Source organism: Paraburkholderia caffeinitolerans (assembly GCF_902859945.1).
GTDB classification, from domain to species: domain Bacteria; phylum Pseudomonadota; class Gammaproteobacteria; order Burkholderiales; family Burkholderiaceae; genus Paraburkholderia; species Paraburkholderia caffeinitolerans.
Window position 1 is genome coordinate 42,696 of sequence record NZ_CADIKL010000024.1, and the last position, 25,129, is coordinate 67,824.

Here is a 25,129-nt window from a genome sequence, read left to right on the forward strand (position 1 = left end):
GAGCAACCTCTGTCTATAACTGACAATAAAAGCGTGTGGCGCTCTTCCTTCGTGAGGGAGAGCGGCGACACACGCGAGCATCTGCAATACCTGACGGATAACCCGGTGCTTCAGGAATGGCGCGATACCGGTTTGCAACATCCGTCCGGGCGACTTCTTTTTGGCGCGCAACGTAAGCAAACAGCGCGCACTGGGGTTTCTACGACTCTTGACCAGTGACGGATATTAACCGGACATCAATTCTTGAGGTATCCAGGTGGTGGGGTGGTATTATAGATACATTCGCGAATGAATGTATAAGAACAAATCGTTCCGATTTCGGGACTGCACAAGAGCGTTCGGCACACGACGTACATATTACAAATTAATACGTTGCTGATCCGGCTCTTAAATGCTTTCTTGCCCTGATAACCCACATATTGAGCAGTAGCCTTCCATGGTCCGACGCACGAAAGAGGAAGCGCTGGAGACGCGCAACCGCATTCTCGACGCCGCCGAACACGTCTTTTTCGAAAAGGGCGTGTCGCGCAGCTCGCTTGCCGACATCGCTCAGGCAGCGGGCGTCACGCGCGGGGCGATCTACTGGCATTTCGAGAACAAAGGCGATCTGTTTACCGCCATGTTCGATCGCGTGGTCCTGCCGCTCGACGAGATGAAGGCGGCCACGGTCGACCCGGACGAACCCAACCCGCTCGGGCGCATCAAGGACCTCTGCGTGCTATGCCTGCGCGACACCGCCACCGACGCGAAGCGTCGGCGCGTGTTCGAGATCCTGTTTCTGAAGTGCGAGTTCGTGGAGGAAATGGGCCCGGTCATGGCGCGCCATCAGGGCAATATGCGCGAGGGCCTCGTGCGCATCGAGGAAGGCTTGCGCAACGCGATGTCCAAGGGGCAACTGCCCGCCAATCTCGACGCGCCACGCGCGACGCGCGTGCTGCACTCGTTCATCACCGGCGCGTTGCGCGACATGGCGATCCTGCCCGACATGTTCGACGTGGCGCACAACGCGGAGCGGCACGTCGAGGCCATGCTCGACGCGCTGCGTTACAGCCCGGCGCTGCGCGTCGAGCCGGCGGCGAAGGAATAGCGGGCCGCCCAGGCGCGGCGGCCCGCGAGGGCGGTCTGCGCCCGCCCCGTCTGCATCAAACCCGCATCAAACCCTCATCAGATCCGCATCAAGCCGCGACTTGGCTGGCCCGCGCGCGCTGATTCGAGGCGTAAATGTTGTCGCGCTCCAGCGGCACGCCCGCATCGAGCGCGGCAATCCAGGCATCAGTGCTCGCAACTGCAGCGAAGCGCGAATGCATCACGACCTTGAACACGCGATGGATCTCCTCGGCGCTCGCCGCGCCCGCTGCGTTCTCGTAGGGCACCGAGCCCGAGGCGTCCTCGATAAACTCGACCGCGAGACCCGCGTGCGTCGCATCGAACACCGTCGACGCGTCGCAGTTATGCGTCATGTAGCCGGCGACGGCCAGCGTGTCGATGTTGTGCGCGGTAAGCCACGCGGCGAGATCGGTGCCCGCGAAGGCGCTCGGCAAGGCCTTTTCCACGTAATGATCGCGCTGACGCGAAGCCACCACGGGGTGCAGCTCGGCGCCGACACTGCCGCGCGCGAACAGCGGCGACTCGGCGGGCGCGAAGTTCTGCACCACCACGACCGGCACGCCGGCGGCGCGCGCGGCGTCGATCGCACGGCCCACGTTGGCGAGCGACGTCTGCACGTCCGGGTATGCGATCGGCAGGTCGCCGGTGACGTATTCGTTTTGCACGTCGATGACGAGCAGCGCACGGCGGGGAGTTGCGGACATGGCGATATCTCCTTCTTCGATATGAACCTGGTGAGAAAACCGGGGAAATCCGGGTGGAATCTCGATGGAATCCGCGGCCGGCCAGGCGCCCCGGCTGCGATGGAGGCATTGTCGGCTGGCGCATCGCACGCGCACAGTGGCCCAAATGACAATTTTAGATAGAATTGGGCCAAACACGGCGAGCCTTATATGCCCACGCGTTCACGCCCCCCCTCTCGACTCGCGAGGCCATCGATGCCCACCGCTCCCCGTACCCTGACGCCGGCTGCCGCCCCCGCCGCACTGGCAGCGCCAATGACTACCGCAACGCCCGCCGCGCGCCGCATTGCCGTGGTCGCGTTCGATCGCGTCATCCCGTTTCATCTCTCGGTGCCGTGCATCGTGTTCGGCGAACCACGCCCCGAAGGCGGCGTGCCGCCGTTCGAGCTGATCGTCTGCGCGGCCGAACCGGGGCCGCTCGCCACGACCGCCGGTTTTACGATCGGCGCGTCCTGCGGCCTCGAAGCGCTCGAACAAGCCGATGTGGTTGTTGTGCCCAGTTGGCGCGACGCCGAAGAAATGCCACCCGCAGCACTGTGCGAAGCGCTACGCGCGGCGCACGCACGCGGCGCGGTGCTCGTGGGTCTATGCTTTGGCGCCTTCGTGCTCGCGCACGCGGGCCTGCTCGACGGCCGCCCGGCTACCACACACTGGGCCGCCGCAGACACTTTCGCGCGCCAGTTCCCGCAAGTGCGCTTCGATCCCGACGTCCTCTACGTCGACGATGGCGATATCCTCACTTCGGCGGGCACGGCGGCGGGACTCGACTGCTGCCTGCACCTGCTGCGGCGCCTCGCCGGCACGCAGGCGGCCAACTACGTGGCGCGGCGGCTAGTCGTGCCGCCGCATCGCCAGGGCAGCCAGGCGCAGTACGTGCAGCAGCCGGTAGCGGCGCGCGGGCGCGGCGACCGGCTCTCGAGTCTGCTTGACTGGATCCGCGCCCATCTCGACGCGCCGCATACGCTCGACTCGCTCGCGCAGCGCGCGCTCATGAGCCGCCGCACCTTCACTCGCCAGTTCCGCCTGACGACGGGCGCCACCGTAAGCGCGTGGTTGCTCGGCGAGCGACTCGCCCGTGCGCAGCAACTGCTCGAAACCACCGACCAGCCGATCGACGCCATCGCGCAGGGCGCGGGCTTCGGCTCGGCCGCGTCGCTGCGCCAGCATTTTGTGGAAGCGTTCAGGACCTCGCCGTCGGCATGGCGACGGGAGTTTCGGGGGACGTGAAAGTCATGTGGAGCCGCGCGGCCTCAGCCTTCCGCAAGATGCCGCGCCACGTAAAACAGCAACGCAACGAAGAAGATCATCGCGGCCCAGACCCAGTTCGGCATCACGTGCGGTGAAGGCTCGTGATGGAGCGTGCTCGCGGCGCGGCCCGACAACGTGCCGCCCGCGTGAGGGAGCAGATGCGCGCGCCGCGCGACCGCTGCGAGATTAATCGGCCGCAAGAACACATGCTGGCGCCGGGGCGCCTCTCCGCGCGCGCGGTTCGGCGCCCGTCCGTGCTTGGCTTCAACCACGGCGCAAAACTCGGTGAAGAACTCGTCGGCGAGTTCGTGCAGCGCGTTTTCGATCTGGCGCGGCGGCAGTTCGCCCAGCGGCCCGGTCAGCGTGGCCCACACCGAATAGTCGATGCGCGTGCTCGCGCCCTGGCCCATCGAGGAAGGCTCCTCCTCGCGCAGCGCAACGTCGATCTGGCCGCGCAGCGAGCCGATGCCGTCGGCGCGCGCGCGAAAGCTCAACACACGGCGCGGCGTGAGCGGCACCGTCGCAACGTCGCTAGCAATGTGAGCGCGCACTTCGTAACGCGCACGCAGCGGCCCGAGCGGCACGGTCAGCGTGATTGCGTACTCGCCGGGGCCGAGCCGCCTGAACGACTCGCAATGCTCCAGACTCGCCCGTACGAGCGCGGCCTCCTGCAACGCCTGCCAGACGGCAGACGGCTCAAGTGGAATCCTCAACGCATCGTTCAGTTCCATGGCGGCTCCCCGGTAGCGGTTCGAGAAGTTCCTTCAGGTCGTTCAGCTGGTTGGTTAGTGCATCGGCATCAATCGGCGGTCAGTATTCGAGCGCTCGAGCGCTTTCTCAGGATGTCTGATCGATGCGGTCCACGCGCTCGGCGTGAAACGCCAGATACGCTTTGATGCCGCGCACCGCGTCGAGCGGCGCCTCGTAGCTCCATGCGGCGTCCTCGATGCGGCCGTCCTCGGTGCGCAGGTGGTAAAAGGACGCCTCGCCCTTGTGCGGACAGGCTTCGGTGCGTGTGGAGCGTTCGAGCCGTGCCATGTTCACGTCGGCGCGCGGGAAGTAAAAGACGTCGGGGTTGCCGGTCTCGACGAGCGTGAGCGCCGCGAGCGTATCGGCAATCGTGATGCCACCGTGGATCACGCGCACACGGTGACGGTTCACGACGAGATCGATGCGATGACCGGCATCCGGTTCGACCGTCATTGTCTGCTCCCTGAGCGATGGGCGCCGCTGCCTGGGAAGTCACGGCCAGCCCGTGACTTCATTATCGACGAAACGCCGACGGCTTGCGCGAATTCGGCTACCGCGCGCCGCCCGGGGCTCACCAGACGAAAGCCGCACGGGCGCTACCATTCGAACCCACCGTCACGGCGCTGGTCTTGTCGACGCCGTCATGGCTCACGTGCACCGTATAGCGTCCCGGGCGCACGCGCACGAGCATGTACGGTCCGCGCGAAGTCGCATCGAGCACGCTCGCGCCATGGGCGTCGACGATCCGCACGCGCACGTCGGCGAGGAATTCGGCGCCGCGGCCCGTGAAGCGCAGGGAAAGCGGCCACTGCGACCGCGCGGCTTGCAGCGCCTTCGACTCGTCGAGGCCGACACCGCCCGAGACGAATTCCACGCCGCCTTGCTGCTGCACTTGCGGCATGCCGCCGCCGTTGGTGTTGCCGGCGCTCGACATATCGGTGCTCGAACCGCCCACCGTGCCATTCTTGGGATTCATGCCGTTCACCGCGCCGGTGGCGCTACCTCGCTGCACCGGCATCTGCTGCACCGGCATCTGCTGCACCGGCATCTGCTGCACCGGCATCTGCTGCGCCGGCGCGCTCTCTTGCGGCATCGGCACCTGCTGCACCGGCGCGCTGCCTTGCTGCGCTGCCGCGATGCCCGCGAAACCAAGGGTCAGGGTCGCCGCGATCGCGGCGCTCGAAAGGACTGGACGCGTTTTATGAAACTTCTTCATCGTGACTGCTCCTTACAAGTTGCCTCGGTATCAAACCGGCGCAAAATGCATGCCCATTGCATCAGGCACGAACAGCACGCTGAAAAGAAAACTGCCGCCGGGGCGCGAAGCCCACAGCGGCAGTGAAAAAAGCGGCCCGGAAATCCCGGTATGCGTTGTACGCCAGGCCGCTGGAGCGAACCGGAACCGCGCTCAGCCGAGATCGACCGGCACGAAGATCTGCGCGTCGTCGCGCTGAATCAGGAGTGCGATGCTGTTGCCCGCTTGCGCGATCATCTGCTTGAGCTGGTCTGGGCTAGTCACCGCGCGGCCGTTCACCGCGAGAATCACGTCGCCCGGCTGAATGCCGGCATTTTCCGCCGCGCCCGACGACTGTTCGACGAGCAAACCGTGATCGATCGAACCGTTACTCTTCTCTTCCGGAGAAAGCGGGCGCACCGCAACGCCCAGGCGTCCTTGCATTTGCGACTGCGACGTGTCGTTCGAGGCGAGCTTGCTGTCGGTCAGCGCGCCGATGGTCGCCGTGAAGTCCTTGGTCGACTTGTCGCGCCACACCTGAACGTCGGCCTTCGTGCCCGGCTTCATGCCCGCGATCAGCGAAGGCAGGTCGACCGAGTCGCCCACCGCCTGGCCATTCACGGCAAGAATCACGTCGCCGGGCTTGAGCCCCGCCTTCGCGGCCGGACCACTCGCGTCCACCGAGCTCACCAGCGCGCCGTGCGGCTTGTCCATGCCGAACGAGTTGGCGAGCGTCTGGTTCATCGACTGCACCGCGACGCCGAGGCGCCCGCGGCTCACATGGCCGGTCTTGACGAGCTCGTCCTTGACCTTCATGGCTTCATTGATCGGGATTGCGAACGAAAGGCCCTGGAAGCCGCCCGTCTGCGAGTAGATCATCGAGTTGATGCCAATGACTTCGCCCTGCAGATTGAACAGCGGGCCGCCCGAGTTGCCGGGGTTCACCGGCACGTCGGTCTGGATGAACGGCGTGTAGTTCTCGTCGGGCAGCGAGCGCGACTTCGCGCTGATGATGCCCGAGGTCACCGTGTTGTCGAAGCCGTACGGCGATCCGATCGCGACCACCCACTGGCCGACCTTGCTCTGACGCGGGTCGCCGATCTTCACCGTGGGCAGATCCTTCGCGTCGATCTTGAGCACGGCGACATCGGACTGCTTGTCGGCGCCCACGACCTTGGCCTTGAATTCGCGCTTGTCGGTGAGCTTCACGGTCACGACGTTCGCGCCGTCCACGACGTGCGCGTTCGTGAGAATGTAGCCGTCCGGGCTAATGATGAAGCCCGAGCCGAGACTCGAACTCGGCGTGTCGGGCTGCGTGCCGCCGTCGCCGCCCATGCCGGGCACGCCGCCGTAGAAGTGCTTGAAGAACTGGTAGAACGGGTCGCCCGGATCGATCGGCAGTTGCTGCGCCCCGCCGCGCAGGGACGCCTGCTTCACCACGTGCTTCGCACTGATGTTGACGACGGCCGGGCCGTAGGTTTCCACGAGGCCCGAGAAGTCAGGAATGCCGGTCTTGGCCGCGGCTTCGGCGGGCATCAACGCAGCGGCCTGCGCCGGGGTGATCACCTGCGGCGGCGGCACGTCGCGGCGCCCGGCCACGTAGCCCGCCGACAACGCGACGGCAACCGCGATAGCCACGGCACTGCGGGTAATGACTTTGGTATTCATAGCGGACTCCTTGCGCGGGATACTGTCACGACGTAACGAAGATTAAGCGCTATCGCTTAAAGGAGTCTTAAGCGGGGAACTTCGCCGCAAACGCCCGCGCACCGGGCGTTTGCGGGGCTTTCGAAATGAGTCGCGATATCAAAACCGCACGTCCACGCGCAACCCGCCAGCCTGCGAATCGCCGAGCGTGATGGTGGCCTCGTGCTGGTCGGCAATGCGGCGCACGATCGCCAGACCGAGCCCCGTGCCCGACACGTCCGTGCGCGCGCGGCCCGCGCTCGCACCCACGCGATAAAAGCGATCGAACACACGCGCGCGTTCGTCGACGGGAATGCCCGGTCCGCTATCGTCGATGCGCACGAGCGGATGGCCATCGTCCACGATCAGGCTCACGTCCACGCGGCCACCCGCGGGCGTGTATTTCGTCGCGTTGTCGAGCAGGTTATTGAACATCACGCGCAAAGCATCGGCGTCGCCGTGCACGTGCGCGTCGACACTCTCCTCGATGCCGAGGTCCACGCCGCGCTGTTGCGCGAGTGGCGCATAGTTGAGCACGCAATCATCGAGCAGCGCATGCATGTCGACGCTTTGCGCACGCGCGTGGCCATCGGGCTCCGAGCGCGCGAGCGCGAGCAGTTGTTCAGCGAGGCGCGTGGCGCGCGTCACGCCCGCCTGCAGATCGCCGAGCGCTTCGCGGCGCGTTTCGTCATCCCTTGCGCGCGCAACGAGTTGCGCCTGGATCTGCACGGCCGCGAGCGGCGTGCGCAATTCGTGCGCGGCGTCGGCCACAAAGGCCTTTTGTGTATCGAGCGCCTGGGCAAGACGTTCGAGCAGTGCATTGAGCGCATGCACGAGCGGCATCACTTCGCGCGGCAGTCGCTCTTCGGGCAGCGGTTCGAGCGCCTCGGGGTGGCGCGTGTCGAGCGCGCGCGCCACGCGCGAAAGCGGCTTGAGCCCGCGCCCCACCACCTGCCACACGGCGAGCCCGAGAAACGGCAGCAGCACGATCAGCGGCCAGAGCGTGCGCAGTGCGACATTCGCGGCGAGCCGGTTGCGCACCGTCGTCGGCTGGGCGAGCTGCACGACGTTGTCGCCGACGATCGCGCCATAGACGCGCCAGTCGCCGCGGTCGGTGCGCTCGGTTGAAAAGCCGAGTTCCGCGCGCGGCGCGAGCGGCGCGCGCGGATGCGAGTAGTACATCAACTCGCCGTTGCGGTTCCAGATCTGCAGGACGATGCCCTCGGTGCCGGTGTCCCGCGAGCTGAGAATCTCGTTGAACGGCTCGGAAGGCAGTGCCGCGGCAATCTCCTGCAACTGGTAATCGAACAGCTCGTTGGCTTCGGCGAGCGCCTGGCGGTAGATCAGCCAACCCGCGAGGCTCACGCCCGCGACCACGATCGCGAGCAGCCAGAACAGCAGTTGTCGTCGAATCGAACTCATTCAGAACTCATAGGGCGGCGCTCGTCCTCACGCGTCTTTCGCGATCATGTAGCCGAGGCCGCGCACGTTGCGGATCAGCTCGGCGCCGAGCTTCTTGCGCAGCGCGTGGATATAGACCTCGACCGTGTTGCTGCCGATCTCCTCGCCCCAGCCGTACATCTTCTCTTCGAGCTGGGTCTTGGAGAGCACCGCGCCGGGGCGCGCGAGCAGCGCCTCCAGCAAGGCGAACTCGCGCGCGGAGAGCGCGACGGGCGCGCCGTCCTGGGTCACCTGGTGCGAGGCGGGATCAAGCGTGATCGAGCCGTGGCGGATCGTGGACTCGCTGCGGCCCGACTGGCGGCGGATCAGCGCGCGCATGCGTGCGCCCAGTTCGTCGAGATCGAAGGGCTTGATGAGGTAGTCGTCGGCGCCGGCATCGAGACCTTTCACGCGGTCGGCGATGGCGTCGCGCGCGGTGAGGATCAGCACCGGCAGCGCCACGCCGCGCGCGCGCAAGGTGCGCAGCACGTCGAGGCCGTCGCGCTTGGGCAGCCCGAGATCGAGCAGGATCAGATCGTAGGAGTCGGCGCTCGCGACCGAGAGCGCGGCCTCGCCGTCCTCGACCCAGTCGACCGCGAAGCCCTCGCCGCGCAGCGCCTTGCGCACGCCCTCGGCGATCATGCGGTCATCTTCGACTAGCAGTATGCGCATCGTAATGAATTGGCAAGGCGGCGCACGCGGCGCCGCACTTGAAGCTCGAAATGAATGAGATGAGTGCATTCTAGCGCCTCGCCCCGCGCGAACGACGCAAGCGCACACGTGTACCCTGCCCTGCGCCCGAGCGACCTTTTCCGACATTTCTCGCCGCCAATGCGCGCACGCCACGCGAGGTCTTTACAATGGGCGCTTTTGCGGCGCGCGGCGCCGCGATGCGAACGCCCCCTTTCTCGTCCCACGTTCTTCATGCCGCCCGTTTCGCTGTCCCGTCTACGTACCCTGTTCTGCCCGAACACTCCAAGTCTGCTTGCACGTCGATTTGCTCGCCCGCTTGCACGTCCTCTGGCGCTCGCCCTTGCCTGCGCCGCGCTCGCCACGTCCCTTGCCGGCACGCCGGCCCAGGCACAAGGCCAGAGTGAACCACTGCCCGCCGGCGCACGCGTGCCGACGGTCAACGTCAGCACCGTCCTGCCGCCCAGTGTGATGGCGGGGCTCGAGCGCGCACACGTGCCCCTTTCTTCGGTGAGCGTGGTAATCGAGAAAGTGGGCGACCGCCAGCCGAGCGTCGCCGTCAACGCGGGGCAGCCGATGATGCCCGCCTCGACGATGAAGCTCGTCACCACGTGGAGCGGTCTCTCGATGCTCGGGCCCGACTACCGCTGGAAGACCAGCGCCTACACCGACGGCGACGTGGACGCGAGCGGCACGCTGCACGGCAACCTCTATATCAAGGGCACGGGCGACCCGAAGCTCGTCCCCGAGGAACTGATCGACCTCGTGCAGAAGATTCGCGCGACCGGCATCGTACGCATCGAAGGCGCGCTCGTGCTCGACAAGAGCGAGTTCGACGTGTCCACACGCGACCTGCCCTCGTTCGACGGCGACGACAGCGCGCCGTACAACGTCGGCCCCGATCCGCTGATGTACGCGTTCAAGGCGGTCTCGTTCACGTTCGCACCGTCGCCCGATGGCGTGTCGGTCAACGTGGTGCCGCCCGTCGCGCAATGGCAGATCGACAACCAGATCCGCGAGCGCGGCGGCAAATGCGGCGGCCTGCTGCCGACCCCGCAAGTCACGCCGGGCGCGAACGGCGTGGTCACGGCGAGCTTCGAGGGCAACTACGCGACGCACTGCGGCGAACGCACGCTCAACATGGCTGCGCCCGTCGATCACAGCACCTTCTTCGCCGACGGTTTTCTCGCGCTCTGGCAACAGGCCGGCGGCAGCTTTGCTGGAACGACGCGCGAAGGCGTCGTGCCGCCACGCTCGCGTCCGATCGCCGTGCATCAAAGCCCGCCGCTCTCGGACGTCGTGCACGACATCAACAAGTTCAGCAACAACGTGATGGCGCGCAACCTGTTCCTCACGCTCGGCGCGGTCGCCGGCAAGCCGCCCGCGACCACGGCGAAGGCCTCCGCCGCCGTCACCGCGTTCCTGCGCAAGAGCGGCCTCAACATGCCCGAACTCGTGCTCGACAACGGCTGCGGCCTTTCGCGCGAAGAGCACATCAGCGCGCTGTCGCTCGCGAATCTGCTGCAAGCCGCCAATGCGAGCCCGGTGGCGCAGCCGTTCATCGACTCGCTGCCGATCGCGGGCGTGGACGGCACCATGCGCCATCGCCTGAACAACGCGGGCGTCGACGGCAATGCGCACATCAAGACCGGCACGCTGCGCGACGTGCGCGCGATCGCGGGTTATGTGGCCGCCCAGAACGGCGAGAGCTGGATCGTCGTGAGCCTCATCAACGATCCGCGCGCCGAAGCCGCGCGCGCCGCGCACGATGCGCTGCTCGAATGGGTCTATCAGGGCATGCCTGAGGAAAAGCCCGTGTACGTCGATCCGCATCCGAAGCGTGCGTCGAAGGCGGCTCACTCCAGCAAGTCCGCCAGCCACGCAACCAAAGCAGAAAAAACCGGCAAGACCGCGAAGCGGGCGCGCGGCGCGCACTGATCGCCTGGGCGCGCCGGCCCGTCCTGGCGCGCCCGCTTGCTGAACAAACTCGATGCGCTAATTCGACCTGCGCATCGCCCCTTCTTGCTCCCCCATACCCGCCCCCATACCCTCCCCCACCGGGCGCTCCGCTCGAAGTTTTCCTCTAGCAAAGCCCCGAGCGCCGCACGCGTCGGGCGTGTACCCTGACGGGCAAAGTCGGTTGGCGCGTCGGAATATGCCGCTCGACACAACACAACAACGCCGCGCTGACTCGCCAGCGCCGCTCAAGGGACAAGGAGGACGGGATTCGTGCAGTTCGACGTTGACTGGCTGCTGCTCGCCCTCGCGCCTGTTTTTCTCGCCTGCATCGGCTGGGAGGCCTGGCACCTCGCCCGCACGCGCCCCGGCGCTACGCTCTATAGCTGGCCCGACACACTCTGCAACGCCGCGCTCGCGCTCATGCACCAAGGTGCCGACAAGCTCGCCTGGCTCGTCGCCATTCCCGTCTACGCGTACGTCTACCGGCATTGGCGCCTCGTCTCGTGGCAGCCGGGCATCGGTGCGTGGCTCGCGCTGTTCGTCGCGCAGGATCTGCTCTATTACGTGTTCCACCGCGCGAGCCATCGCGTGCGGTGGCTATGGGCCGCGCACGTCGTCCACCACTCGTCGGAGCGGCTCAACTTCTCCACCGCGTTTCGCCAGAGCCTCATGTACCCCGTCGCGGGCATGTGGGTCTTCTGGATTCCGCTCGCCGTGCTCGGCTTTCCGCCGATGCAGATCGTCGGCATCGTGCTCGTCAATCTCGCGTTCCAGTTCTTCGTGCATACACAAACCGTCGGCAAACTCGGCTGGCTCGAGTACATGTTCAACACGCCGTCGATGCATCGCGTTCATCACGCGCGCAATGCGCAGTACATCGATCGCAATTACGCAGGCGTGCTTGCGATCTGGGATCGCCTGTTCGGCAGCTACGTCGAGGAAGACGCGCACGAGCCGCCCGTCTACGGCATCGTCAAGCCGCTCGACACCTACAACCCGCTTAAGGCGAGCTTTCACGAATGGCTGGCGATGGCGCGCGACTGCTCGCGCATGCCCGACTGGCGCTCGCGTCTGGCCGCGCTGTTCGCCCCGCCCGACTGGTGCGCGCGCCGGGACGCCGCGCACGCGGAAACAGGTTTGGCTGCGATACGCACATACGTGTCGGAAAACAACACCGAGGGTGACATCGGATCGCGCAAAACCTGACACATTGCGTAGTCTGATGATTAAAAGCTGGCAGCAGGAAATGGCAACACATGCCACAACAGAGGAGATGAAGTGAATATGAAGCAACAAGGACCGAAACACCGTACGCTCGTGCGCGCCACCCAGATCGCTGTCGCGAGCGCGGCTTTCGCGCTCCTCGCCGCGTGCGGCGGCGGTGGCGGCAGCAGCAGCAACACGAGCACGCCGCCGCCGTCGGGCGTGAGCCTGCAGGTCGTGGCCTTCGGCACGAGCCTCACCGACGCCGGCACGTACTCGCCGCAAATCCTGCCGGGCTTCGGCGGCGGCCAGTTCACGACCAACCCGGGCGAAGTCTGGGCGCAGAAGGTGTCCGAGTATTTCGGCAATCCGCTGACGCCGGCCTTCGAAGGCGGCTTCGGCCTGCCGCTGACGGCCTCGGGCGGCCTCGACTACGCACAGGGCGGCGCAATGGTCTCCACCGGCGGCGTGGCCAATACCAGCGCCCCGATCGCCACCGCGAGCCAGCAGCCCTTGACCTGGCAGGTCGGCCAGTACCTGGCGCAGCACGGCAGCTTCAACGCGAACCAGCTCGTGCTCGTCGAAGGCGGCTCGAACGAAATCCTGGCGCTGCTCGACAACGGCGGCGCCGGGCTCACGGCGTTCGGCAAGGCCCTTGCTGCCACGCCGTTCTCGACGCTCGTTACCGATCCCGCGACGCAGGCGAAAACGGTCCAGTCGCTGGTCGCGCAAGGCTTCACGCAGGCTCAGGCCGAAGCGCTGGTGCCGGCCGCCATCGCGCTGCAGATCATCACGACGGATCCGAACGCCGCCACCGACTTCGCATCGGTTCTGCCGATCGTCACGGCGGCCACGACGCTGGCCACCATCGTCAACACGCAGATCGCGGGCACGCCCAAGGTCGCGGTCATGACGGTGCCCGACATCGGCAAGACGCCGGCCGCGGTAATGGCCGATCAGGCCGTCGGCGCGACGCCGGGCTCGGCGAACGCGCCCGACCAGGCGCTCTCGCTCATTTCCGCCGTCTACAACCTCACTCTGCTGAAGGGGCTCCAGCCCTCGATTGCGTCCAAGAAGGTCTTGCCGGTCGACACGTTCTCGTGGCTCGATCAGTCGATCCAGAACGCGGCGAGTCTCGGCTTCACCGTGACGAACACGGGGACCGGCTGCGACATCACGAAGATGGCGGCCAGCGCCACGAACTATGCACTGGCCCATCCGCAGGCGACGCTCGGTCTGGACCCGGCGACGACGCCGCCAGCGGTCCTCAACGCCGCCGCGCAGCAATACGGCCAAGCCTTCGGCGACTCGCTGTTCTGCTCGCCGCAGACATACACGACCCCCAACGCGCCCACGACCTACATGTTCGCGGATCTCTTTCACCCGACCACCTCGCTGCACGCGCAGTTCGCCACTTTCGTCGAAAAGCAGCTGGCTGCCGCGGGCGTCGGCAAGGCGCCGCAGTAACAGACCGTACGCGCCGGATCTCCCGGCGTAAAAAAACACCCCACGGCCCGCCAGGGTCGTGGGGTGTTTGCATTTTCATAGAGCGCGGAAGATCGCGCTTTAGTCCTGCTGCGCCTCGAATGCCGCAGCCGCGCGCCCAAGGCGATCGTTCACGGCAATCCACTCGATGGTCTCCGGAAGCTTCTCGATGAGAATGCGCGAGACGTTCGCGCGGTCGAGCGCGCGCAGCAGGCCATAGAGCTCGCGCGCATAGGCCTGCGGCTCTTCAGGCGCGGCCACGAAATGCACGTTCGCAGCGCTCGCCCACGCCCCGGCGCGCGAACCGCGCGCCACCAGCGCCACCGTTTCACCCGCGTCGCGCGCAGCGGCGAGCAGCGGCTCCAACGCCTCGAACGGCAGCAGCGCGAGCGGCGTGCGCGGCGCGTAGTGCGCCTTGAGCGTACCCGACGCGCGCGGCGCCGTGGCGTCCGAGCCATCGGGCAAGCGCGGCGCCTCGCCCAGCACGCGCGCGATGTCGTGCGGGCTCACGTGTCCGGGGCGCAGCAGCGCCGGGAAGCCGCGCGAGAGGTCGAGAATCGTCGACTCGATGCCGACGTCGCACGCCCCGCCATCGAGCACATGCACGGTCGCGCCGAACTCGTCGCGCACGTGCTGCGCCGTGGTCGGGCTCACATGGCCGAAGCGGTTTGCCGAAGGCGCCGCGACGCCGCCATGGCCACCGCGCCGCTTCGAAAACGCGGCCAGCAGTTGCTGCGCCACCGGATGCGACGGGCAACGCAGCCCCACCGAATCCTGGCCGCCGCTCACCGCATCGGGAATGCGCGGATGACGCTTGACGATCAGCGTGAGCGGGCCGGGCCAAAACACATCGACGAGCTTCTGCGCGGCCTCGGGCCACTCGGCGGCCCAGTATTGCGGATCGCCGCCCGGCGGCAGATGCACGATCACCGGATGATTCGCGGGCCGGCCCTTCGCGGCGTAGATGCGCGCGACGGCTTCGGGGCTCGCCGCGTCGCCGCCGAGCCCGTAGACCGTCTCGGTGGGAAACGCGACCAGCTCGCCCGCGTCGAGCAATGCGGCGGCGGCTTCGATCTCGGCTGCGGTTACTGCGGTTACCGCAGTTACGTTAGGGCCTGGCTGCTGATCAGACATGATGCGGCCCGGCTCAGCGCGTGGCGATGTGCAACAGACGCGCACAATCGCGCGCGGCTGAGCGCGCCTCGTCGAGCGTCGGTGCGGTGAAGTTCACGTGGCCCATCTTGCGGCCCGGACGCGCCTCTTCCTTGCCGTACAGATGCAGTCGCGCCGAGGGCATCGCCGCGACCTGGTCCCACGGCGGCGTGACGGGCGCAGCGCCCTTCTGCGCCTTGGTCTCGCCGGCGCCCACGGCAAACCACACGTCGCCGAGAATGTTGAGCATCACGGCCGGCGAGTGCTGGCGCGTGTCGCCGAGCGGCATGCCGGTCATCGCGCGCACCTGCTGCTCGAACTGGCTCGTGGCGCACGCATCGACCGTGTAGTGGCCGGAGTTGTGCGGGCGCGGCGCCATTTCGTTGGCGACGAGCGAGCCGTCTTCGAGGATGAAGAATTCCACGCACAGCACGCCCACATAGCCGAGCTTCGCCGCGATCTGGATCGCAGCCTGCTGCGCCTGCTGCACGAGCGCGGCGCTCGCGTCGGGCGCGGGCACGATGGTGTGCGAGAGCACGCCGTCACGATGCACGTTTTGCGCGAGCGGGTACACCACGCTCACGCCGCTCACCCCGCGCGCGATCAACGCGCTCACCTCGAACTTCAGCGGCAGGCGCTTTTCCAGCACGCACGGCACGCCGCCGAGCGAGGCATAGGCCTCGCGCACTTCTTCGGCGTTGGTCACGCGAATCTGGCCTTTGCCGTCGTAGCCCATGCGTGCGGTCTTGAGGATGCCCGGCAGCACGGCGGCGAGCGCTTCGTCGCCGATGGCGTCCAGCGCCTCGCGCGACTCGATCACCACGTGCGGCGCGACCGGCACGCCCGCCGCCGCGATAAAGCGCTTCTCGGCGATGCGGTCTTGTGCGACGGCCACGCAGCGGCCGGCGGGACTCACGAAGGTCGACTTCGCGAGCGCGTCGAGGCTCGCCGCGGGTACGTTCTCGAATTCGGTCGAGACGGCCGCGCACAGGCGCGCGAGTTCGGTGAGCGCGGCCGGGTCGTCGTAGGGCGCGCGGATATGGCGGTCGGCCACGGCGCCGGCGGGGCTCGTCGCATCGGGATCGAGCACCGCGACGCGATAGCCCATGGCCTGGGCGGCAAAGCAGAACATGCGGCCGAGCTGGCCGCCACCCACCATGCCCAGCCATGCGCCGGGCAGGATCGGTGAAACCGGAGAGTTGTCAGGAGTCATCTTCGTGGTCGGTCGCGGCTGGCCGCGGCGCGCGGGGAAGGCGCGCGGGCCAGACCGAGGTTTAACGTCGCAACGCAAAGAGGCGGGAGCGCTGCCCCGCCTCTTCGCATCTCGACGATGTCACTTGCCTGCTTCGCAGCGAGCAGGTGCTGCATCAAAGCGCCGTAATCAAAACGGCGCCGCGTTCAAAGCGCCGGCAGCACCATCGCATGCGCCGCTTCGTTCTGGCGCACGCGGAAGGCCGCGAGCTTGTTCGCGTATTCGGGATCGGTCACGCTCAGCATCGATACGGCGAACAGCGCCGCATTGGCCGCGCCCGCCTCGCCGATGGCGAAGGTCGCGACCGGCACGCCCTTGGGCATCTGCACGATCGAGTGAAGCGAGTCCACGCCCTTCAGATACTTGCTGACCGCCGGCACGCCGAGCACCGGCACCGTGGTCTTGGCCGCCAGCATGCCGGGCAGGTGCGCCGCGCCGCCCGCGCCCGCGATGATCGCGCGCAGGCCGCGCTCACGCGCTTTTTCCGCGTACTCGAACATTTCGTCGGGCATGCGGTGCGCCGAAACCACCTTGGCCTCGTACGCGACGCCGAATTCCTGCAGGATCGCGACCGCGTGCTTCATCGTGTCCCAGTCGGAGCTGGAGCCCATCAACACGCCGACGAGCGGCGCCGCATGCTGGTGAGCCGTCTGAACTTCACTCATTGTGCTTCCTTCTTCCCTCTTTGCGCTGCTTTACGCGAGCTTCTGGCCCGTGAGGCGTTCGAGCGCCTCCTGATACTTCGCCGACGTCTTCGCCAGCACGTCGTCGGGCAGCTTCGGCGCCGGCGGCTCTTTCTTCCAGTCCTGGGTTTCGAGCCAGTCGCGCACGAACTGCTTGTCGAACGACGGCGGATTCGAGCCCACCTGGTACTGGTCGGCAGGCCAGAAACGCGACGAATCGGCGGTCAGCGCCTCGTCCATCAGATAGAGCTGGCCGTGGTTGTCCAGACCGAACTCGAACTTGGTGTCGGCGATGATGATGCCGCGCGTGGCCGCGTAATCGGCGGCTTCCTTGTACAGCTTGATCGAAATCTCTTTGATGGTGCGCGAGAGCTCGGTGCCGATGCGGCGCTCCATCTCTTCGTAGGTGATGTTTTCGTCGTGGTGGCCCATTTCAGCCTTGGCTGCCGGCGTGAAGATCGGCTCGGGCAGCTTCTGCGCGTTCTGCAGGCCCGGCGGCAGTTCCACGCCGCACACGGCGCCGGTTGCCTGATAGTCCTTCCAGCCGCTGCCGGCCAGATAGCCGCGCACCACGGCTTCCACGAGGATCGGCTCGAGGCGCTTGACCACCACGGCGCGGCCCTTGACCTGATCGACTTCGTCGGCGGCCACGACCGTCTCGGGCGCGACGCCCGTGAGGTGGTTCGGCACGACGTGCTTGAGCTTCTCGAACCAGAAGTCGGCCATCTGGTTGAGCACCTCGCCCTTGCGCGGAATCGGCTCGCCCATGATGACGTCGAACGCCGAAAGGCGGTCGGTCGTGACGATCAGCAGCTTGTCGTCGCCCACGGCGTAGTTGTCGCGGACCTTGCCGCGGCCGAGGAGCGGCAGCGAGCGGAGCGTGGATTCGTAGAGGGTAGACATCGTCGTGATTCGCTAAAAGGACAATCGAAAACGGGCAGATCCGGGCAATATCGCGGCCACGGATCGCGGAATCAGTCCCCGGCGGGGAGCCGGAATCTGAAAGTATTGCGAGGGTAAACCAAAACTAATCAGAAATCCCGGAAAAGCCCATCGCCGTTCCCCCAAAACAGGCGGAAACGGCGATGTTTTTACGACTTCAGGATAGCCGCGCCAGCGCGGCGATCCTTTTAGCGGACGATCTGCGCGAGTTCGCCCGACTTGTACTTTTCGGCGATCTTGTCGAGCGAGACCGGCTTGATCTTGCCAGCCTGGCCTTCGCAGCCGAACGCGAGGAAGCGGTCCACGCAGACCTTCTTGGCGGCTTCGCGAGCCGGCTTCAGGTAGTCGCGCGGGTCGAACTTCGACGGGTTCTCGAACATGTAGCGACGGATCGCGCCCGTGATCGCCAGACGAAGGTCGGTGTCGATGTTGATCTTGCGCACGCCGTGACGGATGCCTTCCTGGATCTCTTCGACCGGCACGCCGTAGGTTTCCTTCATGTCGCCGCCGAATTCGCGGATTTCCGCGAGCAGCTCTTGCGGCACCGACGACGAACCGTGCATCACGAGGTGCGTGTTCGGAATGCGTGCGTGGATTTCCTTGATGCGCTGGATCGACAGGATGTCGCCCGTGGGCTTCTTGGAGAACTTGTACGCGCCGTGCGAGGTGCCGATGGCGATAGCCAGCGCGTCGCACTGCGTGAGCTTCACGAAGTCGGCGGCCTGCTCCGGATCGGTCAGGAGCTGCTCGCGCGTCATGGTGCCTTCGGCGCCGTGACCGTCTTCCTTGTCGCCCTTCATCGTCTCGAGCGAGCCGAGCACGCCCAGTTCCGCTTCCACGGTGACGCCGATCGAGTGCGCCATTTCGACGACCTTGCGCGAGACATCGACGTTGTACTCGTACGAAGCGACCGTCTTGCCGTCGGCTTCGAGCGAGCCGTCCATCATCACGCTCGAGAAACCGCTGCGGATGGCTGCCATGCAGACCGCCGGCGACTGGCCGTGGTCCTGGTGCATCACCACCGGAATATGCGGATACGACTCGATCGCGGCTTCGATCAGGTGGCGCAGGAACGGCTCGCCCGCATATTTGCGCGCGCCTGCCGAGGCCTGCATGATCACCGGCGAACCGACCTGGCTGGCGGCTTCCATGATGGCCTGGACTTGTTCCAGGTTGTTCACGTTGAACGCCGGCAGGCCATAGCCGTTTTCAGCGGCGTGGTCGAGCAGTTGACGCATTGAAACGAGAGGCATTGTTGCTACTCCTTTGATTTAAAACGAATTGCTTCGTGCCGCCGGCCGTCTTATGCGACCGGTCGAGGATGGCCTGGCGGCCACCGCCCGCGCGCCAAGCTGCGGGCTCAATTGCGTGATTTTATCGCGAAGCCACTACGTTCCCGCCGCCAAAAAAACGAACTGGCATGAAATTAGCGTATCAGGACGTCAAATCGGCGAGAAGATGCAAAAAGAGTTGACAGCCCGCGCACTGCCTCGCCGTCGCGCGGGCCGCGAATACAGCAAAAAGCGGCTTGGATCGCGCCTGACTAGCACCTGATTGGCACCTGATTGGCACCGTTAAGATACCAATTAAATACCAGCATCAGGCGCTGATCCCTTGCCCGCGCAAACCTCGAAAATAAAGCGAAAAAATTCGCCGCGACTTTAGAAGACGTCGCCGACCCGCACGATCTTCAGCGTGTTGGTGCCGCCAGGCTGGCCCATCGGCTCGCCCACCGTCAGCACGACCATGTCGCCGCGCGCCGCGTAGCCCTTGCTCACCACTACTTCGATAGCCTGCTGGAGCGCCGTGTCGCGGTCGTTGCTGGTGTCCAGATGCAGCGGCGTGACATTGCGGTAGAGCGACATCGCCCGCTCGCTGCCGGTGCGCGGCGTGAGCGCGAAGATCGGCACATGGGTCCAGTGGCGCGACATCCAGAGCGCGGTCGAGCCCGAATCCGTAAGCGCGACGATAGCCTTCGCGCCCAGGTGATAGGCCGTGAACAGCGCGCCCATGGCGATCGACTGGTCGATGCGCGTGAAAGTGCGGTCGAGGAAATCCTTGTCGAGCTCGCTGTGCTCCGACTTCTCCGCTTCCACGCAGATCGCGGCCATGGCCTCGATGGTCTCCACGGGGTACTTGCCTGCCGCCGATTCGGCCGAGAGCATCACGGCGTCGGTGCCGTCGAGCACGGCGTTGGCCACGTCCGAGACTTCGGCGCGGGTGGGCACCGGCGCATGGATCATCGACTCCATCATCTGCGTGGCCGTGATCACGAGCTTGTTCGAGTCGCGTGCCATGCGGATCATGCGCTTTTGCAGCGCCGGCACCGCCGCGTTGCCCACTTCCACAGCGAGATCGCCGCGCGCGACCATGATGCCGTCCGACGAATCGAGAATTTCCTGCAGTGCCGGAATCGCTTCGGCGCGCTCGATCTTCGCGATCATCTTCGGCTTGATGCCGTAGGGCGCGCCCGCGATGTTCGCGAGCTGGCGCGCCATTTCCATGTCGGTGGCGTTCTTCGGGAACGACACGGCCACGAAGTCCGCGCCGAGCGACATCGCCGTGCGGATGTCCTCCATGTCCTTCGCGGTGAGCGCGGGCGCCGTAAGGCCGCCGCCCTGGCGGTTGATGCCCTTGTTGTTCGACAGGTCGCCGCCCACGCGCACGGTGGTGTGGATCTCGCTGCCGATCACGCGCACCACGTCGAGCACGATCAGGCCATCGTTGAGCAGCAGCACGTCGGCGGGCTTCAGGTCGCGCGGCAGATCCTTGTAGTCGAGGCCGACACGCTCGTCGTTACCCAGCTCGCACTCGGCGTCGAGGATGAAGGGCTTGCCCGGCTCGAGCGTCGTCTTGCCGTTCTCGAACTTGCCCACGCGAATCTTCGGGCCTTGCAGGTCGGCCATGATCGCGACTTCGCGGCCGGACTGGCGCGCGCATTCCCGCACCATTTCGGCGCGCTGACGGTGATCGTCCGCGGTGCCATGCGAGAAGTTCAGACGCACCACGTCCAATCCCGCACGGATCATTTTCTGCAGGATGTCCGGCGTGCTGGAAGCCGGACCGATGGTGGCAACAATCTTGGTGGCGCGATGCATGAGTCTCCTCGTCTGGATAGGACCGCTGGAAAAACCGTTGTTGCGAGATGTGCTGGCCGGCTCCAACGCCAATGCGGCGGGGCCGGAACGCGCACCGGTCAGACCCGGCGTCGCTTTCTTGGAGGGCTCGGCGCCAGTCGGCTGGACTGGCGCGGCGTTGCTTGCGCCGGTGTTGCCGGCGTTACTGATGTTCGTGCTCGCGAGCGGTGCAGGCTCGCGCTCTGGCGCGGCGGCGGGCGTCGCGTTCGTCCGCGCCTTGCCTGCGAGGGACGCTGCGCGCCCCTGCTCTTTTGCAACTTTCGCGGCCCCGGCTGCACCGCGCGGCTTGGCCGCACTGGCGTGAGGAGACTCGTTGGCGGCGGCCTTTGCCACCTTCCCGGCCGGGGCGCGCGGCGCCACTTAACCTGCCGCCCGGGTTTCGAGCACTTCCACGGCCGGCAGCTTCTTGCCTTCGAGGAATTCGAGGAAAGCGCCGCCGCCGGTCGAGATATAGCTGATCTTGTCGGCAATGTCGTACTTCGCAATGGCTGCGAGCGTGTCGCCGCCGCCGGCGATCGAGAACGCGCCCGAATTCGCAATGGCGCTCGCGAGCGTCTTCGTGCCGTTGCCGAACTGGTCGAACTCGAACACGCCGACCGGACCGTTCCACACCACCGTGCCGGCCTGCGCGAGCTGCGCGGCGAGCGCATTGGCCGTGACCGGGCCGATGTCGAGGATCATGTCGTCGTCGGCCACGTCGGCCACGTTCTTCGTCTCGGCCTTGGCCGTCGGCGAGAATTCCTTGGCGGTCACGACGTCGGTCGGGATCGGCACCGAGGCGCCGCGCGCACGCGCCGCTTCGATGATGGCCTTCGCTTCATCGACGAGATCGGCTTCGGCGAGCGACTTGCCGATCTTCAGGCCGGCCGCGAGCATGAACGTGTTGGCGATGCCGCCGCCGACGATCAACTGGTCGACCTTTTCGGCCAGCGACTTGAGGATAGTGAGCTTGGTCGAGACCTTCGAGCCCGCGACGATCGCCACGAGCGGGCGCTTGGGCGCGCCGAGCGCCTTGCCGAGCGCGTCGAGTTCGGCCGCCAGCAGCGGGCCCGCGCAGGCGATGCCCGCGTACTTCGCGATGCCGTAGGTGGTGGCTTCGGCGCGGTGCGCGGTGCCGAAAGCATCGTTCACGTAGATGTCGCAGAGCTGCGCCATTTTCTGCGCGAGCTCGTCGGAATTCTTCTTTTCGCCCTTGTTGACGCGGCAGTTCTCGAGCAGGACCACGTTGCCCGGCGCAACATTCACGCCGTTCTCGACCCAGTTCGCAACCAGCGGCACGTCGCGGCCGAGCAGCTCGGCGAGACGCTTGGCAACCGGCGCGAGCGAATCTTCAGGCTTGAATTCGCCTTCGGTCGGGCGGCCCAGGTGCGAAGTGACCATGACGGCCGCGCCGGCGTCGAGCGCCGCCTTGATGGCCGGCACAGACGCTCGCACGCGAGTGTCTTCGGTGATGTTGCCCTGGTCGTCCTGCGGCACGTTCAGGTCGGCGCGGATAAACACCCGCTTGCCCTTGAGCTTGCCTTCGGAAATCAGGTCGGAAAGACGCAGAACCTTGTTCATGGAGATTTCATCTTGATGGTGGGAAGGCGGTGGCAAAACGATGCGGGCGCCGAATGCAACGCGTGCCCGGGTGCCCTGGGTGACAGGGGTGACCGACACATGCAATCGGGGACAAAGGCGCGAGGGCGCGGCGCGGGATCCGCGCGGCTGCCCTCTGCCGGCCCTGTGACAGGCCGCGGCGCCGCTGCGGGTCGCTGCTCGGCGCCGGGCGCGAGGCCAGCATCGATTTGCGAGATCGGTATTTTAGCCGATAGCCAGGTTGATCTGAGCCGTGCATCGGCGAATGTCGCGTATTTGCATGACTGCCGCGCAGACCTTACGGGACCTTACAGCGCCAGCACATGCGCCAGCGAGCGCGCTTGCGGCGCACAAATGACGCTAAAATGGCACCCTTTGCCCCGCGCGCGCCCGAAGAGTTCGCGTTTGGGGCGTGCGGCGCGACAGCCGGCTGCCCCCGGCCTGTGCCCGATCGATACACCGGATACAAAGAGAATCATCCTCATGAGCGAACTCAAGGAAATGCCCCTGGTCGAGTTGACGGCCAAGGACCTGCCCGCGTATTGCCCGAATCCGTCGATGCCGCGCTGGAGCAATCATCCGCGTGTCTTTCTCGACGTGACCCACGGCGAAGCGAAGTGCCCTTATTGCAGCACGCGCTACAAGCTGCGCGACGGCGAGGTCGTGCACGGCCACTGACGGCTACTGTCGGCATGAAGCTGCACGGTTAGCGCGGTTCATGCGCACGGCCGTAACGTGAGGACGAGCGGCCCAGGCCGCCGCATTCCGGGCGCTCAGCGCCGCAGAAGAAGCCGTGCCAGCGAGAGCACCCGATGCTGCCCGCGCCGGCACGCGGCGTGCTCCTCGCGCCTGCCGCCACTGGTGCATCGTCCGCCACGCGGGCCGCTCGGGCGGCCCGCAGCCTTCCGGCGCGCTTGTCGCGCCGATCACCTAACCGCGTTTCGCGCGCACGCCCCGGCCCAAGGTTGCCGGACCGCGCACGAAATCCCTGCCCTTTTTCCGGACCCTGACTCCCGATGCGCCGCGCGCTGGTAATTGCACCGAATTGGATCGGTGACGCACTGATGGCGCAGCCGCTTCTTTCGCGGCTCGTAAAACTGCATCCGCGCATCGATATCGATGCGATTGCGCCCACCTGGGTCGCGCCCGTGCTCGAGCGCATGCCCGAGATACGCGACGTCTACGCCACCGACCTCGCCCATGGCAAGCTGCAGTTGCTGCGCCGCTGGCAGTTGGCCGGCGACCTGCGCGCAGAGCGCTACGACGCGGTCTATGTGCTGCCGAATTCGCTCAAGTCCGCGCTGATCCCGTGGCTCGCGAACATTCCGCTGCGCATCGGCTACACAGGCGAGAGCCGCTACGGCTTCCTGAACGTGCGCCACGCGAATCCGCCCAAGGACGAGCGCCCGCCAATGGTCAAGCACTACGCCGCGCTCGCCTACGCACCCGGCGCAAGCGTGCCCGAAGATCTGCCGCTGCCGCGCCTCGAAGCGGACCCGAACGAAGCCTCGCGCGTCTCGGCCCGCTTCAATCTCGACACGCGCGTGCCGTTGCTGGTGTTCTGCCCCGGCGCCGAATACGGTCCCGCCAAGCGCTGGCCGCCCGAGCACTTCGCGGCGCTCGCGCGCATGATCGGGCAGTCGTTCCCGTACACGCAGATCGTCGCGCTCGGCTCGCCCAAGGACGCCCCGCTCGCCCAGGCGATCGCCGACAAAGCCCCGAACGTGCGCAACCTGTGCGGCCAGACCGCGCTCGGCGAAGCCTGCGCGCTCATCTCGCGCGCAAGTGCCGTGGTCACCAACGACTCGGGTCTCATGCACGTCGCCGCCGCGCTGCGCCGGCCGCTCGTGGCGATCTACGGATCGACGGATCCGCGCCACACGCCGCCCTTGTCCGAGCTCGCAAAGGTACAATGGCTGCACCTCGAATGCAGTCCCTGCTTCGCGCGCGAGTGTCCGCTCGGGCATCTGAACTGCCTGCGCGAACTGAGCCCGGAACAGGTCTTCGACGATTTGCGCGGTATGCTGGTCGCCCAGCGCTAGCAGCACTGAACCCGGCGGCAAGCGCGCCGCGCGTGCCGCGCGCGGTTTCCCTTCGGCCCGCCCGCGGGCTGCCGGCGCCCGGCAAGCCTCACGCGCCTCATGGGCTTCGCGCCGTGGATGTGCGGCACGCCACTGACACCATGCATCAAGCGCGCGCCCAATTCAGGTATCGCGCAACGAAGCGGGGCGTCACAGGCCTGTCTCGCGACGGTTTCATGATGCGTCGGCGCACACCGACGCATCTGAATCGAAGCAAACGCCGAAGCCAATGCCAACCCGCGCAAGAAGCGCATCAGATCAACGAGCCATGCCACGTTTTGCCCACATCTTCGAAGCCGCCGCGGACACCCTCAACGCGTACTATCAGGCCGTCGCGGAGGTCAACATCGACGCGTTGATGGGCCTGTGGATCGACGAGGAGTTCGTGAGCTGCATCAGCGCCCAAGGCTCGCATCTGCACGGCCTGTCCGACATTCGCGTCGGTCTCGCCGCGGAGCTAGAAGCCGCGCCGGTGTCGATCGAGCCGCTCGACATCCGCGTCTACGACAGCCTGGGCACGGTGGTCTACGCCATCGTGGAGGCGCATCGCCCTGTGGATCCGAATGCGATTCCGGCGATGGTCTTCACAACTTATGTGATGGTGCATGAGCGCGGCGAGTGGCGCATCGCGCACATTCACGCGAGCCGTATGCCCGACGAAGCCGCGAGCCAGTTCTCAGCAAAACTGCGCCACGGCCAGGGCGCGCTGCATTGACGAAGGCAGGCGCGGTGCCAGCAGGACAGCGGTAAAAGCAAGGG

The 25,129-nt window shown here is 66.3% G+C and carries 23 protein-coding genes; 9 read left to right on the plus strand and 14 right to left on the minus strand.

The window, feature by feature from the left end:
* The first annotated feature begins 436 nt into the window (after nucleotides 1–436).
* Nucleotides 437–1,087, plus strand: a complete 651-nt coding sequence (locus HV773_RS22050) for a TetR family transcriptional regulator (RefSeq protein WP_129562741.1) — start codon at nucleotides 437–439, stop codon at nucleotides 1,085–1,087.
* An 88-nt stretch (nucleotides 1,088–1,175) separates the two neighbouring features.
* Here HV773_RS22050 and HV773_RS22055 read toward each other — a convergent pair whose 3' ends face one another.
* Nucleotides 1,176–1,811 (minus strand): cysteine hydrolase family protein, encoded by a 636-nt coding sequence (locus HV773_RS22055; protein WP_129562742.1) that lies wholly within the window; start codon nucleotides 1,809–1,811, stop codon nucleotides 1,176–1,178.
* 294 nt (nucleotides 1,812–2,105) lie between these two features.
* Between HV773_RS22055 and HV773_RS22060 the strand changes: the two genes are divergently transcribed.
* Entirely contained in the window at nucleotides 2,106–3,077 is a 972-nt protein-coding gene (locus tag HV773_RS22060; RefSeq protein ID WP_174220063.1) for a helix-turn-helix domain-containing protein, read from the plus strand.
* A gap of 23 nt (nucleotides 3,078–3,100) precedes the next feature.
* On the opposite strand, the gene HV773_RS22065 is transcribed toward HV773_RS22060, so the two are convergent.
* The 6 genes from HV773_RS22065 to HV773_RS22095 form a co-directional block, all read right to left on the minus strand.
* Nucleotides 3,101–3,829, minus strand: a complete 729-nt coding sequence (locus HV773_RS22065; protein WP_129562744.1) for an SRPBCC family protein — start codon at nucleotides 3,827–3,829, stop codon at nucleotides 3,101–3,103.
* A 106-nt stretch (nucleotides 3,830–3,935) separates the two neighbouring features.
* Nucleotides 3,936–4,301 carry a DUF427 domain-containing protein gene (locus HV773_RS22070; RefSeq protein ID WP_129562745.1) on the minus strand — a complete coding sequence of 122 codons (366 nt, stop codon included), beginning with the start codon at nucleotides 4,299–4,301 and terminating at the stop codon, nucleotides 3,936–3,938.
* A 118-nt stretch (nucleotides 4,302–4,419) separates the two neighbouring features.
* Nucleotides 4,420–4,824 (minus strand): carboxypeptidase regulatory-like domain-containing protein, encoded by a 405-nt coding sequence (locus HV773_RS22075; RefSeq protein WP_129563391.1) that lies wholly within the window; start codon nucleotides 4,822–4,824, stop codon nucleotides 4,420–4,422.
* Nucleotides 4,825–5,256: 432 nt separating this feature from the next.
* On the minus strand, nucleotides 5,257–6,750 hold the full coding sequence (locus tag HV773_RS22085; RefSeq protein WP_129562746.1) for a DegQ family serine endoprotease: 1,494 nt from the start codon (nucleotides 6,748–6,750) through the stop codon (nucleotides 5,257–5,259).
* Between the two features lie 138 nt (nucleotides 6,751–6,888).
* Nucleotides 6,889–8,190, minus strand: coding sequence for an ATP-binding protein (locus HV773_RS22090; protein WP_129562747.1), 1,302 nt, complete (start codon nucleotides 8,188–8,190; stop codon nucleotides 6,889–6,891).
* Nucleotides 8,191–8,217: 27 nt separating this feature from the next.
* Nucleotides 8,218–8,880: a response regulator gene (locus tag HV773_RS22095; RefSeq protein ID WP_129562748.1), complete on the minus strand. Its 663-nt coding sequence runs from the start codon at nucleotides 8,878–8,880 to the stop codon at nucleotides 8,218–8,220.
* A gap of 252 nt (nucleotides 8,881–9,132) precedes the next feature.
* On the opposite strand from HV773_RS22095, the gene dacB reads away from it, so the two are divergent.
* The 3 genes from dacB (at nucleotide 9,133) to HV773_RS22110 (ending at nucleotide 13,527) form a co-directional block, all read left to right on the plus strand.
* Nucleotides 9,133–10,836 carry a D-alanyl-D-alanine carboxypeptidase/D-alanyl-D-alanine endopeptidase gene (gene dacB, locus HV773_RS22100; RefSeq protein WP_129562749.1) on the plus strand — a complete coding sequence of 568 codons (1,704 nt, stop codon included), beginning with the start codon at nucleotides 9,133–9,135 and terminating at the stop codon, nucleotides 10,834–10,836.
* Nucleotides 10,837–11,127: 291 nt separating this feature from the next.
* Nucleotides 11,128–12,063 carry a sterol desaturase family protein gene (locus HV773_RS22105; protein ID WP_175196720.1) on the plus strand — a complete coding sequence of 312 codons (936 nt, stop codon included), beginning with the start codon at nucleotides 11,128–11,130 and terminating at the stop codon, nucleotides 12,061–12,063.
* A gap of 78 nt (nucleotides 12,064–12,141) precedes the next feature.
* Nucleotides 12,142–13,527, plus strand: coding sequence for an SGNH/GDSL hydrolase family protein (locus HV773_RS22110; RefSeq protein WP_129562751.1), 1,386 nt, complete (start codon nucleotides 12,142–12,144; stop codon nucleotides 13,525–13,527).
* 99 nt (nucleotides 13,528–13,626) lie between these two features.
* On the opposite strand, the gene HV773_RS22115 is transcribed toward HV773_RS22110, so the two are convergent.
* From HV773_RS22115 to pyk, 6 genes are all read right to left on the minus strand, one after another.
* Complete coding sequence (locus tag HV773_RS22115; protein WP_129562752.1) at nucleotides 13,627–14,679, minus strand: L-threonylcarbamoyladenylate synthase; 1,053 nt, start codon at nucleotides 14,677–14,679, stop codon at nucleotides 13,627–13,629.
* Between the two features lie 13 nt (nucleotides 14,680–14,692).
* Complete coding sequence (locus HV773_RS22120; protein WP_129562753.1) at nucleotides 14,693–15,910, minus strand: 5-(carboxyamino)imidazole ribonucleotide synthase; 1,218 nt, start codon at nucleotides 15,908–15,910, stop codon at nucleotides 14,693–14,695.
* Nucleotides 15,911–16,095: 185 nt separating this feature from the next.
* Nucleotides 16,096–16,614: a 5-(carboxyamino)imidazole ribonucleotide mutase gene (gene purE, locus HV773_RS22125; RefSeq protein ID WP_028217826.1), complete on the minus strand. Its 519-nt coding sequence runs from the start codon at nucleotides 16,612–16,614 to the stop codon at nucleotides 16,096–16,098.
* Nucleotides 16,615–16,644: 30 nt separating this feature from the next.
* Nucleotides 16,645–17,535 (minus strand): phosphoribosylaminoimidazolesuccinocarboxamide synthase, encoded by an 891-nt coding sequence (locus HV773_RS22130; protein ID WP_129562754.1) that lies wholly within the window; start codon nucleotides 17,533–17,535, stop codon nucleotides 16,645–16,647.
* A gap of 227 nt (nucleotides 17,536–17,762) precedes the next feature.
* The gene (fba, locus tag HV773_RS22135) at nucleotides 17,763–18,827 is read right to left on the minus strand and encodes a class II fructose-bisphosphate aldolase (protein WP_129562755.1); all 1,065 of its coding nucleotides are present in this window, start codon (nucleotides 18,825–18,827) and stop codon (nucleotides 17,763–17,765) included.
* Between the two features lie 408 nt (nucleotides 18,828–19,235).
* Nucleotides 19,236–20,672: a pyruvate kinase gene (gene pyk, locus HV773_RS22140; protein WP_129562756.1), complete on the minus strand. Its 1,437-nt coding sequence runs from the start codon at nucleotides 20,670–20,672 to the stop codon at nucleotides 19,236–19,238.
* Here pyk and HV773_RS22145 point away from each other — a divergent pair.
* Nucleotides 20,671–21,015: a hypothetical protein gene (locus HV773_RS22145; RefSeq protein WP_129562757.1), complete on the plus strand. Its 345-nt coding sequence runs from the start codon at nucleotides 20,671–20,673 to the stop codon at nucleotides 21,013–21,015. The two genes, pyk and HV773_RS22145, sit on opposite strands and share 2 nt — an antisense overlap.
* 56 nt (nucleotides 21,016–21,071) lie before the next feature.
* Here HV773_RS22145 and HV773_RS22150 read toward each other — a convergent pair whose 3' ends face one another.
* Nucleotides 21,072–22,271 carry a phosphoglycerate kinase gene (locus tag HV773_RS22150; RefSeq protein ID WP_129562758.1) on the minus strand — a complete coding sequence of 400 codons (1,200 nt, stop codon included), beginning with the start codon at nucleotides 22,269–22,271 and terminating at the stop codon, nucleotides 21,072–21,074.
* A 501-nt stretch (nucleotides 22,272–22,772) separates the two neighbouring features.
* Here HV773_RS22150 and HV773_RS22155 point away from each other — a divergent pair.
* The 3 genes from HV773_RS22155 (at nucleotide 22,773) to HV773_RS22165 (ending at nucleotide 25,085) form a co-directional block, all read left to right on the plus strand.
* Nucleotides 22,773–22,967, plus strand: a complete 195-nt coding sequence (locus HV773_RS22155; RefSeq protein WP_129562759.1) for a zinc-finger domain-containing protein — start codon at nucleotides 22,773–22,775, stop codon at nucleotides 22,965–22,967.
* 338 nt (nucleotides 22,968–23,305) lie between these two features.
* Nucleotides 23,306–24,331 (plus strand): lipopolysaccharide heptosyltransferase II, encoded by a 1,026-nt coding sequence (gene waaF, locus HV773_RS22160; protein WP_129562760.1) that lies wholly within the window; start codon nucleotides 23,306–23,308, stop codon nucleotides 24,329–24,331.
* A 307-nt stretch (nucleotides 24,332–24,638) separates the two neighbouring features.
* Entirely contained in the window at nucleotides 24,639–25,085 is a 447-nt protein-coding gene (locus HV773_RS22165) for a nuclear transport factor 2 family protein (RefSeq protein WP_129562761.1), read from the plus strand.
* Nucleotides 25,086–25,129: the final 44 nt, after the last annotated feature.